Source organism: Bradyrhizobium sp. SZCCHNR1015 (genome assembly GCF_032489875.1).
GTDB lineage: Bacteria > Pseudomonadota > Alphaproteobacteria > Rhizobiales > Xanthobacteraceae > Bradyrhizobium.
Genome location: NZ_JAUEYW010000016.1, coordinates 83,636 through 97,919 on the forward strand (window position 1 = coordinate 83,636; position 14,284 = coordinate 97,919).

Genomic DNA, 14,284 nt, shown 5'->3' on the forward strand with positions numbered 1-14,284 from the left:
TTTCGACGTCTCACCCACTCGATCGTCCATTCCGGAGACCTCGTTTGTAGCGAGGAAACCTTGGGATCTGACTAGCGCCAAGCCCTGAAATCCAGGGGCCGGATTTGGATTTCGTTTACCCTCTGCATCCCTCAGCGGACCGGCAGCAGCACACGATCGAAATACGCCGACAGCCTCCTGACGTCGTCGAGTGGCAGGACGTCGGCGACATACTGATCGGGCCGCACGATCACGATGCAGCCCGCCGCGCGATCGATGCCGCGCATCGCAAAGATGTCCTGGCCGCTCTTCAGATCGGCACAGAACATCTTCTCGTAGTCGATGAGGCCGTAGCGCCCCTTGCGCGGCAGCAGCAGCTCCGGCATTCGTTCGAGCGCGAGCTCGCGATGCCCCTGCTGGAACACCGCGCGCAGATCGATCACGGAGTCGATGTCGGCGCCCGCCGGGGTGTGGCGGCGCAGGGGTGAGGCGGAATCCTCGCTGAGGAATGTGCACAGGCGGCGGATCGCGGACCCCGGCGCGGCCGGATCCTCTGCCGCCGCGAAGGCGAAGATGCGGAAGCGGCCGTCGGCCTGGACGACGTGGCCGAGCTGCACCGGCTTGGCGTCGCCGAGCCGGATGACCGGCGCCGAGTGAAAGCGCTTGCCGATGACGAAGCCTGTGGCGAGCGGCTGGAAGGTGTCGTCGCCGGTGAGAACGGAGGGCCGATAGTGCGTGGCGGTGCCCGCCGTGTAGCGGCCGTGGCGCACGAAATAGTCCTGCGTCTTGGCCGCATCGGCGCCGCCCTGCTTGGCGGCGGAAGCGAGAATTCCTGCCCATTCGCGATCGAAATCGATCAGCTCCTGGGCGATGGCCCGCCGCTCGGCCGAATAGCTGTGCAGGAGCTCCGGCGCGCAGCGCTTGCCCAGCACGGCGGCGAGCTTCCAGCCGAGATTGAACGTGTCCTGCATCGAGACGTTCATGCCCTGCCCCGCCTTCGGGCTGTGGGTGTGGCAGGCGTCGCCGGCGATGAACACGCGCGGCAGCCGCGTTGCGACCTCCGCCTCCGGCACGTCGTCGAACTTGTCGGTGATGCGCTGGCCAATCTCATAGACCGACCACCACGCGACCTCCTTCACTTGAAGCGTATATGGCGCGAGAATGCGCTGCGCCTTGGCGATCACTTCGTCGACGGTGATGTTGCGGCCCGCCACGCGCTCGCCGACCTCAAGCTTGGCAAGCTCGACATACAGCCGGACGAGATAGCCGCCCTCGCGCGGGATCACCAGCAGGCTGCCGTCCTTGGCGGACTGGATCAGCGACTTGAAGCGGATGTCGGGAAAATCGGTGACGGCGAGCACGTCCATCACGCCCCAGGCGTGATTGGCGGAATCGCCGTGCAGCTCGCGGCCGATCGCCTTGCGCACGATGCTGCGTGCACCGTCACAGCCGACCACGTAGCGCGCCTTGATGGTCTCGACCTGGCCTTCATGCTCCGGATCGATGCGGTCGAAGCTGACGGTCACGCCGTGTGCGTCATTGCCTGCGGACGGATCGATATGAAGGTCCCGCAGTCGCCGGGCGTAGTGCGGCTCGAGCTTCGCGGCCGAACGGCGCATCACGTCCAGGAAAAAGTCGTGCACGCGAGCCTGGTTGAGCACGACATGCGGCATCTCCGACAGGCCATCCTCCACGTCCTGCACGCGGCCGCTGCGCGCAATATGCGCGCGGTCGGCGTCATCGGGCTTCCAGAACGTGGTCTCGTTGATCCAGCACGCTTCCCTCAGCACTTTCTCGGCGAAGCCATAGGCCTGGAACATCTCCATGGTGCGGCAGGCGATGCCGTCGGCCTGGCCGAGCAGCAGCCGGCCGGGCTTCTGCTCGACGATGCAGGTCTTGATGTCGGGGAAGGCAGAGAGCTGGGCGGCGAGATTGAGGCCCGCCGGGCCGCAGCCGACGATGAGGACGTCGGCCTCGGCCGGCAGCGGGCTGCTCGCGCCGGCGCTCGCGACACGTTCGGCCGTGTCGAAGATTTCGGGATCGCCCGGCTGGAAGCCATTGAGATGAAACTGCACGTGACCACCCTCCCTCGCTGTTCCTTATTGATCAGTATGCTGATCATCAGTATGCTTGTCAAGCTGGTGACAGGAGATTCGAATTGACCGAGATGCGGGACATGCCGGGGCACCTGGCGCGCCGGTTTCAGCAGATCGCCGTGGCGGTGTTTCTGGCGGAGGTGGAAGCGGCCGGCTTCGACCTGACGCCGGTGCAATATGCGGCGCTGGCGGCGATCGCGGCCAACCCGGCGATCGACCAGATCACGCTCGCTGGCCTGATCGCCTATGACCGCACCACGATCACCGGCGTGATCGACCGGCTCGCACAGAAAGGCCTCGTTGTCCGCCGAGCGAGCGCGCGCGACCGCCGGTCACGGGAGCTGTTGATCACCGATGAGGGGAAAAGGACGCTGGAGGCGATCACGCCGGCGGTCGAGGCCGCGCAGCGGCTGATGGTGCGCGGCCTCAGCGCGGCCGAGGCGAACGAGCTGGTGCGCCTGATGCGCAAGGCGATCGCCGCCGCCAACGACCTCAGCCGCGCGCCGCTGCGGGAGGGGGCGGCGGAGGAGCGGTGAAGGTTGCTCCTGCTCCACCCCATCATGCGCACGGTCGCGCCCGATAAGAACTGACGCTGACACCGTCGTTGCGGCCATCCTTCGAGACGCCCGCCTGCGGCGGGCTCCTCAGGATGAGGATCGAGTGCGTGGCGAAATCCTCTGCGGTGGCGAGATGTTTCCCCTCATGGTGAGGAGGCGCGAAGCGCCGTGTCGAACCATGAGGCCCGAGATCGCGCCGACGATCCGACGGAGCGCCCTGCCCTCACGAATACCGCATCACGCCATCGTCGACCTTGCCGAAGCGCAGGGAGACGATATCGAGGGCGTAGTTCTGGTACAGCCGCCACGGCCGCTTCGAGCCTTGTTTCGGCAGCTCGGCGACCGAGCGCTGCACATAGCCGGAGCTGAAGCTCAGCGACGGCAGCGGCGTGACGGTGGCGTCGTCATTGTGCGGCACGCATTGGCGGTAGCCGTGCCGGTCCATGTAGTTGAGGAGCCGGCAGACATATTCGCAGGTGAGGTCGCATTTCAGCGTCCACGACGCGTTGGTGTAGCCGAGCGTCGCCGCCAGGTTCGGCACGTCGGAATACATCATGCCCTTGTAGTTGAGCGTCTTGGCGAAATCGACGGTGCGGCCGTCCACGACGACCTCGAGGCCGCCGAGCACCTGCAGCACCAGGCCGGTCGCGGTGACCACGACATCGGCCTCGATCTCGCGGCCGTCGGTGAGGCGCAGGCCGCGCTCGGTGAAGGTCTCGATCCCGGCCGTCACGACCGAGGCACGCTGCTCGCGAATGGTCTTGAACAGGTCGCCGTCCGGCACCAGGCACAACCGCTGGTCCCACGGGTTGTAGCGCGGCGTGAAATGGGTGGCGACGTCGTAATCGGGACCCAGCGCGGCGCGCACCCCGCCCAGGATCAGCTGCTTGACCCGCTGCGGCTTGCGCCGGCTGAGCTGGAAGAAATACATCCCGAACAGCACGTTGCGCCAGCGGATCAGGTGATAGGCGAGAGCAGCGGGCAGATGCCGGCGGAGCTTGTTGGCGAGCGCGTCCTGCGCGGGGCGCGACACCACATAGGTCGGCGAGCGCTGCAGCATCGTCACATGCGCGGCGGACTTGGCCATCGCCGGCACCAATGTGACCGCGGTCGCGCCGGAGCCGATCACGACGACGCGCTTGCCGGCATAGTCGAGGTCCTCAGGCCAGGCCTGCGGATGCACGATGCGGCCCTTGAAATCGGCCATGCCCTTGAAGTCCGGCAGGTAGCCCTTTTCGTAGCGGTAGTAGCCGGAGCACATGAACAGAAAGCCTGAGGTCATCCGCACGGTCTCGACCGTGCCCTGCTCCGTCCGGCGCTCGGCCTCGACGGTCCAGCATGCGTCCGCGCTCGACCACGACGCACGCCGGACCCGATGGTTGAACCGGATGTGGCGGTCGATGCCGTTCTCGGTCGCGGTGTCCTGGACATATTTCAGGATCTGCGGCCCGTCGGCGATCGCCTTCGGATCTGTCCACGGCTTGAACGAATAGCCAAGCGTGTACATGTCGCTGTCGGAGCGGATGCCGGGATAGCGGAACAGGTCCCATGTGCCGCCGATCGCGCCCCGCCCCTCCAGGATCGCGAAGCGCTTGCCCGGGCACTTGTGCTGCAGATGATAGGCGGCGGCGATGCCGGACAGCCCGGCGCCGACGATCAGCACGTCGACATGCTCTGTTGACATACGGTGTTCCTGGCGTTTCCTGGTGCAGCTTTCTTGCTCTGGCTGCGGACAGTCGCAACCCGGCCCGTCGCTGTCAAATCGCCGGCGCATTCGTCGTCGGTCAACCCTCCTCCGCTATCAGCGGGAAACACCCTCGATACGGATCTGGCGATGAACGCTCCCCACCCGCGCGACGACAGGCCCGGCGACAATGACGGCCCCGGCGGCAGTGGCGCGCCGTCACAGCGCATCGCCCTGGGCTTCTCGCTGTTCGCAATCGGGCTCGCAGCCTGGTCGCTCTTCCCGAGCTTTCCGGCCGGCCAGCTGATCGCGGTCGTCACCGTCATTCCGCTGCTGGCGCTCGTCCTCACCTTGCGCTTTCCCGGGCGGTTCCGCATCGGCCTCGGCTCCGGCTACGGCGCCAATCTCGGCACCGGTTGCATCGTGGCGGCCGGCACGCTCGCCGCGCGCACGCTGTCGGACGTCAATCTCGTCAGCTGGCTGCCGCTGACGGCCTTCGCGGCCGCGGTCGCGACCATTTTCCTCATCGTCGCCGCGCGGTTCGAAACCCAGCTCCGCCGGCGCGGCTGGCGGCTGCTGCTCGCTGCCGTCTTCGTTGCCGCCTATGCGTTCGGAGCGCTCGGCCAGTTCAACACCGCGCTCGACCGCTCGGCGCCGGCGCTGCTGCGCAGCCGCGTGCTGTCAAAGCATCTCGGCCATAGCCGGCTTGCGACCTACCAGGTGACGCTGGAGCCGTGGGGGCCGTTTGCGACGGCAGCCAATGCGCATGTCGCGCAGGCGCTGTATGAGCGGCTGCAGCCGGGCGACACCGTATGCCTTCGCCTGCACGACGGCGCCTTCCGCATGGCGTGGTTCACGGTGGCGGCGTGCCGGTGAGGCGTCGCCTGCCGTCCAAGTTGCGCGGACGAGCGACGCTGCGTATGTCTAGGAAAGGATCGTAGCCCGCATGAGCGCAGCGACATGCGGGGTCTCACGCGCAATCTCGATGAACCCGGATGTCGCTGCGCTCATCCGGGCTCCGACCGTGAACGGCCTCGCATGACCGACTTCCTGCCTCGCCCTTTCGCCGTCGATCATCCCGACGTGCTGGAGCTCGACATCACGGCGCTCGACGCACGGCCGGGCGCGGTGCTCCTGGCGCGCTCGCCATTCTATCCCGGTGGCGGCGGCCAATTGCCGGACCGTGGCACGATCGCGTGGAATGGCATCGTTCGCGACGTCGTGGGCTTCGAGCCGACCGCTGCCGGCATCTGGCACCTGATCGGGGACGACGCCATCCCCGACGGGGTGATCGAGCTGCAGGTCGATCCGGCGTTCCGGCAGCGCATGAGCGAGCAGCACACGGTGGCGCATCTCGTCAACAGCGCCGTCTACACCCAGTTCGACGGCGCGCTGCTGACCGGCGTCCGCATGACCGAGACCGACGAATTCAGCGTCGACTTCGACCTGCCCAAGGTGGCGCCGGAGCAGCTCCGTGCGGTGGAAGACGCGGTGAATGCCGCGATCTCGGACGATCGTCCGGTGCGTGCTTTCGACATGCCCTATGACGACGCGCAGGCGACCGCGGGACTGTTCCGTGCCAAATCGGTCGCACCGCCGCGCCAGGCCGACGGCCTGATCCGCATCGTCGACATCGACGGCCTCGACCGCCAGGCCTGCGGCGGCACGCATCTGGTCTCGACGGCACAGGCACGGCGGATTCGTATTCTCAAGGTTGATAACAAAGGCCGGCAGAATCGGCGCTTCAGGATCGGGGTGGGCAGCGCGTAGAGCGGATGAGTGAAGCAACATCCGGGCTCTCACGCGCTGTCCTGGCGAACCCGCATGTCGCTGCGCTCATCGGGCTACGCAACTGCCTTGGGTTTCCATGGGCTGGACGATCACGTTGAACCCTTCGTCCGCCGTCGGCGCCACGAAGTAGCTCGTGAACAGGTCGAACTCCTCGTCGGTCACCGTGAAGGCGTGGCGGCCTTCTGCGTTGCGGGCGCGCAGCCGCGCCTTGCAGACCTCGTCGGGCACGTCGAGATGGTGCAGCTGGTGCGGCGCGCCGGCCGCCTCGAACAGACCGCGCATCCAGGCGCGGCTCGCCGGCGTGTTGGCGGGGAAGTCGAGCACGACGGAAACGCCGGCCCGCAGCAGCGCGACGACATGCGGCCCCATCACGCTGCGCAGCCGTGACGAATTGCGCACGTAGTCGGCCAGGGTGCTCTGCTCGCCGGGATAGAGCCGCGCCAGCCAGTCGTCCTCGGCGATCACGATGGTGCCTGGGCGCTGGCCCAGCGCGGCGGTGAGCGTCGATTTTCCGGCAGCGATCTTGCCGCACACGAGGTGCAGCGTGGCAGGATGGGAAGACATGCAGGACCCTCGCATACGGCGCCGCTTCGGGCGCCAAGAGCATTCACAGGCAGTTCTCACAGGCAAAGCGCCCGGCCCGACGGATCAGGCCGGGTCGGTAATTCGGCTGCTCAGTGCAGCGCCTGCGACGTGAATGCGGAAGGTCATGAGGATATATTTGACAGTTATTCGCGACGGCGTCCAGGCCGGGCCTCATCGGTTGCTCGAAACCGCGCCGCGATTGAGTTTGACTCGCAGGACGCAACCGCCTGCATGTCACGCGCGCTGCGGTTCACGACTGAGTTGAAGCCACTTCAATGTTGCCGAATTGATCCACCGTGACGGGAGTCGACGACGGCGCAGATACTCCATTGCCAATGCGACGTTCGCTCCTGTAGTTCATTCCAAGGGGTGGGAGCGTCAGCCGGTGGCTCGTCAGGGGCGTCAACGACAAGGCATCGCATCAGGACGACGTGAGGCGCGCATGCGCTCAGCGCGGCGGCGCGCAGCGCTGTCGCGGCTCGGCGGCGCTCTCGTCTGGTTTGCGGCATGGGCCCTGATCTTCCAGTCCGCGCTGGCGCTCTCCGCGATGAGCGCTGCGGTTGCGGCTCCCGACGCCGTCGCCATCATCTGTCAGAGCTCCACCGACGGTCCGACGTCGGACGACATCGGCACTGCGGCCAAGCAATGCGCGAGCTGTCCGTTCTGTGCGCTCGGGCGCGGCGTCACCGTCCCGCACGTCCCCGCCGTGGCGCGGCCGATGCAGATGGTCGTGGCGATCCTGATCGAGCGGACCGACCTCGTTGCGGCACCCCGGCCTGCGCTCGAACTGCCGGTCGCTCGCGGACCACCGGCGGCCGTCTAGGCCGACACTCCAGACATCTCATCCCGTCACGATGCGGCCGGTCTCGTCGGCGCGCGCTGTAGGCTGCCGTCCGGCGGCCGCCGCAGCGTGCCCGCAGCCGCCTCGTCGCGACATGTTCACGAGGCCACGGCGCGCTCGCCGCCAGGCGCCTCTTCCATCCCTGTTCCGAGATCCCATCATGGACCATTGTTCGACACCCGTCCGGCGGGCGTTGCTCCGCTCAACCACCGTGCTGACATCGCCGACGCTGCTGGCATTCGCCGTTTCGAGCCCCGTGCTCGCACAGGACCCATCGCAGGCTCGCTCCGGCACCACGTTGCCGCAGGTGACGGTCACTGTCCCGCAGCCCCGAACGGCCGCCCGAACGGCAGTCCGCCGCAGGGGCGCACATGCGGCGACGATCAATCCGGCAGTTGCGCCACCGCCGCAGGCGGCCTCATCCGACGGCGTCGCCACGCCTCCCGGCGCCACTTCGGTTGCGCCGGGTGACATCCTGGCGAAGCGGGCCACCACGAGCGACACGGCTGCGCTGTTTGCCGATGTGCCCGGCGTCAGCCTCTATTCGGCCGGCGGAGTCTCGAGCCTGCCAGCGATCCATGGCCTCGCCGACGACCGCCTGCGCATCAAGGTCGATGGCATGGACACCATCGCCTCGTGTCCCAATCACATGAACCCGGCGCTGTCCTACATCGATCCGGCCCAGGTCGCCGCGGCCAAGGTCTGGGCGGGCATCACGCCCGTGAGCGTCGGCGGCGACTCGATCGGCGGCACCGTCGCGGTCAACTCGCCGGCGGCCCTGTTCGCGGCGCCGGGGCAGAGCCTGCTGACCAAAGGCAGCATCGGCACGTTCTACCGCAGCAACGGCAACGTGCGCGGCGTCAACCTGTCGGCCACCATGGCCACCGAGAACTACAGCGTCAGCTACAGCGGCGCTGCGGTCAAGGCAGACAACTATACGGCCGGCGGCAACTTCAAGAACTTCACCCTGAGGAGCTCGATCACGCCGGTGCTCCCCCTCGATCAGGTTGGCTCATCCGCCTACGAGACCAGGAATCATCTGATGGGCGTCGCCTGGAGCAAGGACGGCCAGCTCATCGAGCTGAAGGCGGGGGTGCAGGAGGTCCCCTATCAGCTCTACCCGAACCAGCGCATGGACATGCTGGGCAACGATGCCTACAGCGTCAACCTGCACCATCTTGGCCGGTTCGACTGGGGCGATCTGGACACCCGCCTCTACCATCAGTCCGTCGATCACTACATGAACTTCGGCAGTGATCGGCTGTTCTCGTATGGCACGCTGAAGCCGCCGAACACGACGGGAGCAAGCTATCCGGTCAACGGCATGCCGATGTATACGCGCACCAAAACCAACGGCCTGACCTCCAAGGCCGACATCACGATGTCGCCCCGCGACGTGGTCCGCGTCGGCGTCGATCTGCAGACATACCGTCTCGACGACTGGTGGCCGCCGGCCCCCGATTGCGGCGTCGGCAACTGCATCGGCGGCATGGCGCCGCTGACGTTCTGGAACATCAACGGCGGCAAGCGCGACCGGGCCGGCGTGTTCAGCGAGTGGGAGGCGGAGTGGAGCCCGTCCTGGCTGTCGCTGCTGGGCGTCCGGTTCGAGCGCGTCGAGACCGATACCGGGCCGGTCGTCGGCTACAACACCAGCACCACGCCGCTGACATCGGGGTTCATGTCCGGCATGTACGAGACGAGCTCGGTCGGCTCCCGCGCGGCGTTCAACGCCATGGATCGCTCGCGAAAGGACAACAATATCGACCTGACGGCGCTGTTCCGGAACACGCCGAGCGTCAATCTCACCTTCGAGTTCGGCGCGATGCAAAAGACCCGGTCGCCAAATCTGTACGAACGCTATTCCTGGTCGCGCAACACCATGGCGCTGGAGATGAACAACTTCGTCGGCGACGGCAACGGCTATCTCGGAAACCCCGATCTGAGACCCGAGGTCGCACATACCGTGAGCTTCACCGGCGCGTGGCACAGCGCCGACCATGAGGCCGAGCTCCGGCTCACCCCCTACTACACCCATGTGCGCGACTACATCGACGCAGTGCAGTGGAAGGCCGCCACCAACACCGCTGCCGTGCCTGCCGTCGCTAACCAGTTCGTGATCATGAAGTACATGAACCAGCAGGCACGGCTGTACGGCTTCGATCTGTCCGGCAAGGTACCGCTGGGCAGCACGCCGGTCGGCGATTTCGGCCTGAAGGGAGTCCTGAGCTATACCAACGGCAGGAACCTCGACACCGGAAGCGGCCTCTACAACATCATGCCGATCAACGGCAAGCTGACGCTCACGCACCGGCTCGACGGCTGGGACAGCGGCCTCGAGCTGGTGATGGTGGGCCGCAAGTCCGACGTCTCCGTCGCGCGCAACGAGCTGAAGACCCCGGGCTACAGCCTGGTCAACCTGCGCAGCAACTACACCTGGCAGAGGTTGCGCATCAGCTTCGGCGTCGAGAACCTGTTCAACAAGCTCTACTACCTGCCGCTCGGCGGCGCCTATGTTGGCGAGGGCGCATCGATGTCGTTCAACAAGGAGGCCGGGACCGTCGCTGCCACCGGCGGCGGCGTATCGGGCACCGCGACGATGTGGGGCACCGCCGTTCCCGGTCCCGGACGCTCGTTCTATCTGGGGGCGAACCTGGAATTCTGACGCCGGTATTCGCAGCACTGCCCTGTCCCGCAAGCGGGACAGGGCGAGAGCGGGCGCCAGACGACGACAGCGTCGCGACCAGCTGCACGAGCGAGACGTAACGTCGCGCATCGCGCCATCTGCGATTCTCGGCCGAAATGGCGGCCCTCACGAACTTGGAAAAGCTCTAAGAGCGATTCCAGCCGCCGCTCCGTTGACACATCGGGGCGGTTGCCGTCTCCACTGATCCCACGATGCATCGTATTTGAATTTGCTCATTGGAGGGATTGATGAGACTGACCATCGCCGCCGTGCTCGGTGCCGCACTCGCCGGCTTCGCCATCTCGCCGGCTCTGGCCGACGGCTACAAGGACTGCACCAAGCTCGACAAGGCCCAGTGGAAGCCGACGGCCGAGGCGGAAGCCAAGGCGAAGGAAGCGGGCTACGAGGTGCGCCGCTCGAAGGTCGAGGGCTCCTGCTACGAGGTCTACGGCGTCAAGGGCGGCAAGCTGTATGAGCTGTTCTACAGCCCCGAGGATCTCAGCCTGAAGCACACGATCGCCAAGTAGTTGGCGCAAGCGTCGTCCAGCATGCTGGACGACGTGACGTGAGAGCCATGCACGGCAAAGCCCCCAGAGCCAGCCTGAAACGCCAGGACATCGCCGACACCGTGCAGGTCTGGGACCTGCCGCTGCGGCTGTGGCATTGGATGCTCGCCGTGCTGGTGCTCATCGCCTGGATGACGCCGAACGTCCATGACGGGCTGCACCGGATTGCGGGCTACGCGATCCTGGGTTTGCTCGCCTTTCGCCTGATCTGGGGCATCATCGGCACCCGCCATTCGCGCTTCCGCAGTCTCCGTGCCCGGCTGCGCGCGACGCCGGCCTACCTGTGGAATCTGCGGCGCGGCAGGACCGGGCGCTATCTCGGGCTGAATCCCGCCGGCACGGCGATGCAGCTCGCATTGCTGCTTCTGCTGATCGTCTCCGCGGTGACCGGCGCGATGCAGGTGACCGTACGGTTCTTCGGCGTCTGGTGGGTCGAGGACACCCACGAGGTGACGTCCTATCTGCTGATCCCGCTGGTGGTGCTGCATGTCGCCGGCGTCGTGCTGGTGAGCCGCCTGCAGCACGAGAATCTCGCATGCGCCATGCTGACCGGACGCAAGCTGCTGCGGCGAACGATGCAGCGTGGGAAGCAGTCCAGCGCAAGAGTCGACTCATAAGCGACACACGGAACTCACAATCGCGCACCGTTGCGCTGATGTCACAGTTCCCGCAAAAGCCGCTCGCCACGGGCGTCGTGTTATTGCACCTCGCCGCCAAGCGCCGAACAATCGCAGGTATCGGATACCTGACCGCCCCTCACCAGCAGGGGCTCGGATTTTGGGGAGACCGGATGATGAGCTCGCAGCAGCTTCTGACGCGTGCGTTGTGTCGGTCCGTTGTCCTGGCAGCTTGTGCGGCGGCTTGGCCCGCGGCTGCCGCCGAGATCGAGGCGGCGACGCCGCCCATCGTCGCGGAGCCGATCGCGACGTCGCCGCAGCCGACCGCAGCCGAGCCTGCGCTGACGACCGCGTCGATCACCCCATCGGCCGTCCTGCCGGCGGACGAACAGGCCGCTCCCAACGCGGCAACCGAACCGCCCCGGCCCACCGTCGCCAGCGCCGACCGCATCGAGATACTCGACGAGTGCCCCGACATCGATGCCTGCATCGACCGCTATCTGTTCGCGCTGTATGAGCGCGCCCCGAAGCTCGACAAGATCCGGGAGACCGAGCGCCGCGTCGTCACGGTCAAGCGCAAGGGCCGCATGGTGAAGGTGACGCGCGCGTTCACCAAGCTCGTCGACAATGACTTCACCTGGAAGGATCCGAAGGCGGCCGACCGCGTCGGCCGCAGCATGATGGAGTATGTGATCGGCGGCATGGACCGCGGCTTCAAGCTGAAGCTGTTTCACACCCTGCACGCCGCCGAGGCCGCGGGTCTCGCGCCGGGCATCACCAGCGGATTCCGCGACGACTATCGCCAGGAGATCGCGAGCGGGCTGAAGGCGGCCAGCAATCGCTCCTATCACGGCGGCAGCCTGCGCGGCGGCTACGGCCATGGCCTCGCGGCTGACATCGTCAGCGTCAACGGCGCGACGCGCGCGCAGCGCTGGGTCGCGACCGAGGCTCTGTGGAAATGGGTCGACGCCAACGGCAAGACGTTCGGCATCGGCCGGCCCTATCTCGACCGCGACCCGCCGCATGTCGGCCCGGTCGACGGCGAGGAATACGCCAAGCATCGCGGTCCGGCCGTGAAGGTGGCGGCGACGGAGACGAAGAAGCGCAAGCGGATCGCCGCGCGACCGGAGCATCATGCGGCCAAGCGGGCGAAGGCGGTGCGGGCGTCGGCGCTGTCGTCGCGGCGGACGGGGTGATCGTTTCGTTCGCTGCAGGTGGTAGCCTGTCATCGACGTCGTAGAGCGCGCCACTACCTCCGTCATTGCGAGGAGCGAAACAATCCAGAGTCCCGCCCACGACTCTGGATTGCTTCGCTTCGCTCGCAATGACGGCGCCCCACTGCCGCACCGTCAATGACTCAGGCAAAAGGCCGGGGCAATGCCCCGGCCTTCGTCGTCTCGCCGCGCGTCGCGCCGGAACTCAGTAGCGGTAGTGGTCCGACTTGAACGGGCCTTCCGGCTTGACGCCGATATAGGAAGCTTGGTCGGGACGCAGCTTGGTAAGGGTCACGCCGATCTTGGCGAGATGCAGCATCGCCACCTTCTCGTCCAGCGACTTCGGCAGCACGTAGACTTCCTTCTTGTACTTGCCGTCCTTGTTGTTGGCGTAAAGCTCGATCTGCGCCAGGGTCTGGTTGGTGAAGGACGCCGACATCACGAAGGACGGGTGGCCCATCGCATTGCCGAGGTTCACGAGGCGGCCTTCGGACAGCAGGATCATGCGCTTGCCGTCGGGGAAGGTGATCTCGTCGACCTGCGGCTTGATGTTGGTCCACTTCAGGTTCTTCAGCGAGGCGACCTGGATCTCGTTGTCGAAATGGCCGATGTTGCAGACGATGGCGCGATCCTTCATCGCGCGCATGTGCTCGATGGTGATGATGTCCTTGTTGCCGGTGGCGGTCACGAAGATGTCGGCGCGCGGCGCGGCGTCCTCCATCGTGACGACCTCATAGCCCTCCATCGCCGCCTGCAGAGCGCAGATCGGGTCGATCTCGGAGACCATGACGCGGCAGCCGGCCTGGCGCAGCGAGGCGGCCGAGCCCTTGCCGACGTCGCCGAAGCCCGCGACCATCGCGACCTTGCCCGACATCATCACGTCGGTGCCGCGGCGGATGCCGTCGACCAGCGACTCGCGGCAGCCATAGAGGTTGTCGAACTTCGACTTGGTGACGCTGTCGTTGACGTTGATCGCGGGCCACAGCAGCGTGCCGGCCTTCTGCATGTCGTACAGGCGGTGCACGCCCGTGGTGGTCTCCTCCGAGACGCCCTTGATCGACTTGGCGATCTCGGCGAAGTAGCCCTTCGGCTTCTCCTTGAGCTGCTTCTTCAGAAGCGCGAAGAACACCTCCTCTTCCTCGGAGGCCGGCTTGTCGAGGAACGCCGCATCGCCGTTCTCGGCGCGCAGGCCGAGATGGACGTACATGGTGGCGTCGCCGCCGTCATCGAGGATCATGTTGGGATGGCCGCCGCCATGCCAGTCGAACAGTTTTGCGGTGTAGTCCCAGTAGTCGACCAGCGTCTCGCCCTTGACGGCGAACACCGGAATGCCGGCGGCGGCGATCGCGGCGGCCGCGTGGTCCTGGGTCGAATAGATGTTGCAGGAGACCCAGCGGATGTCGGCGCCGAGCGCCTTCAGCGTCTCGATCAGGACCGCGGTCTGGATGGTCATGTGCAGCGAGCCTGCGATGCGCGCGCCCTTCAGCGGCTGCTTCGGGCCATACTCCTCGCGCGTCGCCATCAGGCCGGGCATCTCGGTCTCAGCGAGCGAGATCTCCTTGCGGCCGAACTCGGCGAGCGAAATGTCCTTGACGATGTAGTCGTTGAAGGCGGTCATGAGATCATCCTCTGTCTTCGCGCGAACGCGACATTCAGCAAATCGAACAGCAA

General features: G+C 66.3%; 12 protein-coding genes. 8 read left to right on the forward strand and 4 right to left on the reverse strand.

Annotated elements, in window-relative coordinates; all coding sequences use genetic code 11:
* Positions 1-131 precede the first annotated feature (131 nt).
* Positions 132-2,054 carry an FAD-binding monooxygenase gene (locus QX128_RS26045; protein ID WP_315803528.1) on the reverse strand — a complete coding sequence of 641 codons (1,923 nt, stop codon included), beginning with the start codon at positions 2,052-2,054 and terminating at the stop codon, positions 132-134.
* 101 nt (positions 2,055-2,155) lie between these two features.
* Here QX128_RS26045 and QX128_RS26050 point away from each other — a divergent pair, with 101 nt between their 5' ends.
* The gene (locus tag QX128_RS26050; RefSeq protein WP_315803789.1) at positions 2,156-2,611 is read left to right on the forward strand and encodes a MarR family winged helix-turn-helix transcriptional regulator; all 456 of its coding nucleotides are present in this window, start codon (positions 2,156-2,158) and stop codon (positions 2,609-2,611) included.
* 244 nt (positions 2,612-2,855) lie between these two features.
* Here QX128_RS26050 and QX128_RS26055 read toward each other — a convergent pair whose 3' ends face one another.
* Positions 2,856-4,316, reverse strand: a complete 1,461-nt coding sequence (locus QX128_RS26055) for an NAD(P)/FAD-dependent oxidoreductase (protein WP_316216893.1) — start codon at positions 4,314-4,316, stop codon at positions 2,856-2,858.
* Between the two features lie 150 nt (positions 4,317-4,466).
* Between QX128_RS26055 and QX128_RS26060 the strand changes: the two genes are divergently transcribed.
* Both QX128_RS26060 and QX128_RS26065 read left to right on the forward strand, forming a co-directional pair.
* Complete coding sequence (locus QX128_RS26060) at positions 4,467-5,192, forward strand: hypothetical protein (protein ID WP_316238907.1); 726 nt, start codon at positions 4,467-4,469, stop codon at positions 5,190-5,192.
* A 162-nt stretch (positions 5,193-5,354) separates the two neighbouring features.
* Complete coding sequence (locus QX128_RS26065) at positions 5,355-6,086, forward strand: alanyl-tRNA editing protein (RefSeq protein WP_316238908.1); 732 nt, start codon at positions 5,355-5,357, stop codon at positions 6,084-6,086.
* A 66-nt stretch (positions 6,087-6,152) separates the two neighbouring features.
* Here the strand turns inward: QX128_RS26065 and QX128_RS26070 are convergent, their stop codons facing one another.
* Complete coding sequence (locus tag QX128_RS26070; RefSeq protein ID WP_316238909.1) at positions 6,153-6,671, reverse strand: ATP-binding protein; 519 nt, start codon at positions 6,669-6,671, stop codon at positions 6,153-6,155.
* 463 nt (positions 6,672-7,134) lie between these two features.
* Between QX128_RS26070 and QX128_RS26075 the strand changes: the two genes are divergently transcribed.
* The 5 genes from QX128_RS26075 to QX128_RS26095 all read left to right on the forward strand — a co-directional run bounded on the left by QX128_RS26075 (position 7,135) and on the right by QX128_RS26095 (position 12,595).
* On the forward strand, positions 7,135-7,515 hold the full coding sequence (locus QX128_RS26075; protein WP_316216897.1) for a hypothetical protein: 381 nt from the start codon (positions 7,135-7,137) through the stop codon (positions 7,513-7,515).
* A 178-nt stretch (positions 7,516-7,693) separates the two neighbouring features.
* Positions 7,694-10,195 carry a TonB-dependent receptor gene (locus QX128_RS26080; RefSeq protein ID WP_316238910.1) on the forward strand — a complete coding sequence of 834 codons (2,502 nt, stop codon included), beginning with the start codon at positions 7,694-7,696 and terminating at the stop codon, positions 10,193-10,195.
* Between the two features lie 269 nt (positions 10,196-10,464).
* Entirely contained in the window at positions 10,465-10,743 is a 279-nt protein-coding gene (locus QX128_RS26085; protein WP_316180108.1) for a PepSY domain-containing protein, read from the forward strand.
* Between the two features lie 47 nt (positions 10,744-10,790).
* A complete protein-coding gene (locus QX128_RS26090; protein WP_316238911.1) occupies positions 10,791-11,399 on the forward strand; it encodes a cytochrome b/b6 domain-containing protein in 609 nt (202 codons plus the stop codon).
* 173 nt (positions 11,400-11,572) lie between these two features.
* A complete protein-coding gene (locus QX128_RS26095; RefSeq protein ID WP_316238912.1) occupies positions 11,573-12,595 on the forward strand; it encodes a hypothetical protein in 1,023 nt (340 codons plus the stop codon).
* Positions 12,596-12,818: 223 nt separating this feature from the next.
* Here QX128_RS26095 and ahcY read toward each other — a convergent pair whose 3' ends face one another.
* Positions 12,819-14,231, reverse strand: coding sequence for an adenosylhomocysteinase (gene ahcY, locus QX128_RS26100; protein WP_315803537.1), 1,413 nt, complete (start codon positions 14,229-14,231; stop codon positions 12,819-12,821).
* Positions 14,232-14,284: the final 53 nt, after the last annotated feature.

Coding starts and splice junctions, on each gene's coding strand:
- QX128_RS26075 (WP_316216897.1), top strand. CDS start 7,135: ATGCGCTCAGCGCGGCGGCGCGCAGCGCTGTCGCGGCTCGGCGGCGCT.
- QX128_RS26055 (WP_316216893.1), bottom strand. CDS start 4,316: ATGTCAACAGAGCATGTCGACGTGCTGATCGTCGGCGCCGGGCTGTCC.
- QX128_RS26060 (WP_316238907.1), top strand. CDS start 4,467: ATGAACGCTCCCCACCCGCGCGACGACAGGCCCGGCGACAATGACGGC.
- QX128_RS26085 (WP_316180108.1), top strand. CDS start 10,465: ATGAGACTGACCATCGCCGCCGTGCTCGGTGCCGCACTCGCCGGCTTC.
- QX128_RS26065 (WP_316238908.1), top strand. CDS start 5,355: ATGACCGACTTCCTGCCTCGCCCTTTCGCCGTCGATCATCCCGACGTG.
- QX128_RS26070 (WP_316238909.1), bottom strand. CDS start 6,671: ATGTCTTCCCATCCTGCCACGCTGCACCTCGTGTGCGGCAAGATCGCT.
- QX128_RS26090 (WP_316238911.1), top strand. CDS start 10,791: ATGCACGGCAAAGCCCCCAGAGCCAGCCTGAAACGCCAGGACATCGCC.
- QX128_RS26080 (WP_316238910.1), top strand. CDS start 7,694: ATGGACCATTGTTCGACACCCGTCCGGCGGGCGTTGCTCCGCTCAACC.
- QX128_RS26050 (WP_315803789.1), top strand. CDS start 2,156: ATGCCGGGGCACCTGGCGCGCCGGTTTCAGCAGATCGCCGTGGCGGTG.
- QX128_RS26095 (WP_316238912.1), top strand. CDS start 11,573: ATGATGAGCTCGCAGCAGCTTCTGACGCGTGCGTTGTGTCGGTCCGTT.
- ahcY (WP_315803537.1), bottom strand. CDS start 14,231: ATGACCGCCTTCAACGACTACATCGTCAAGGACATTTCGCTCGCCGAG.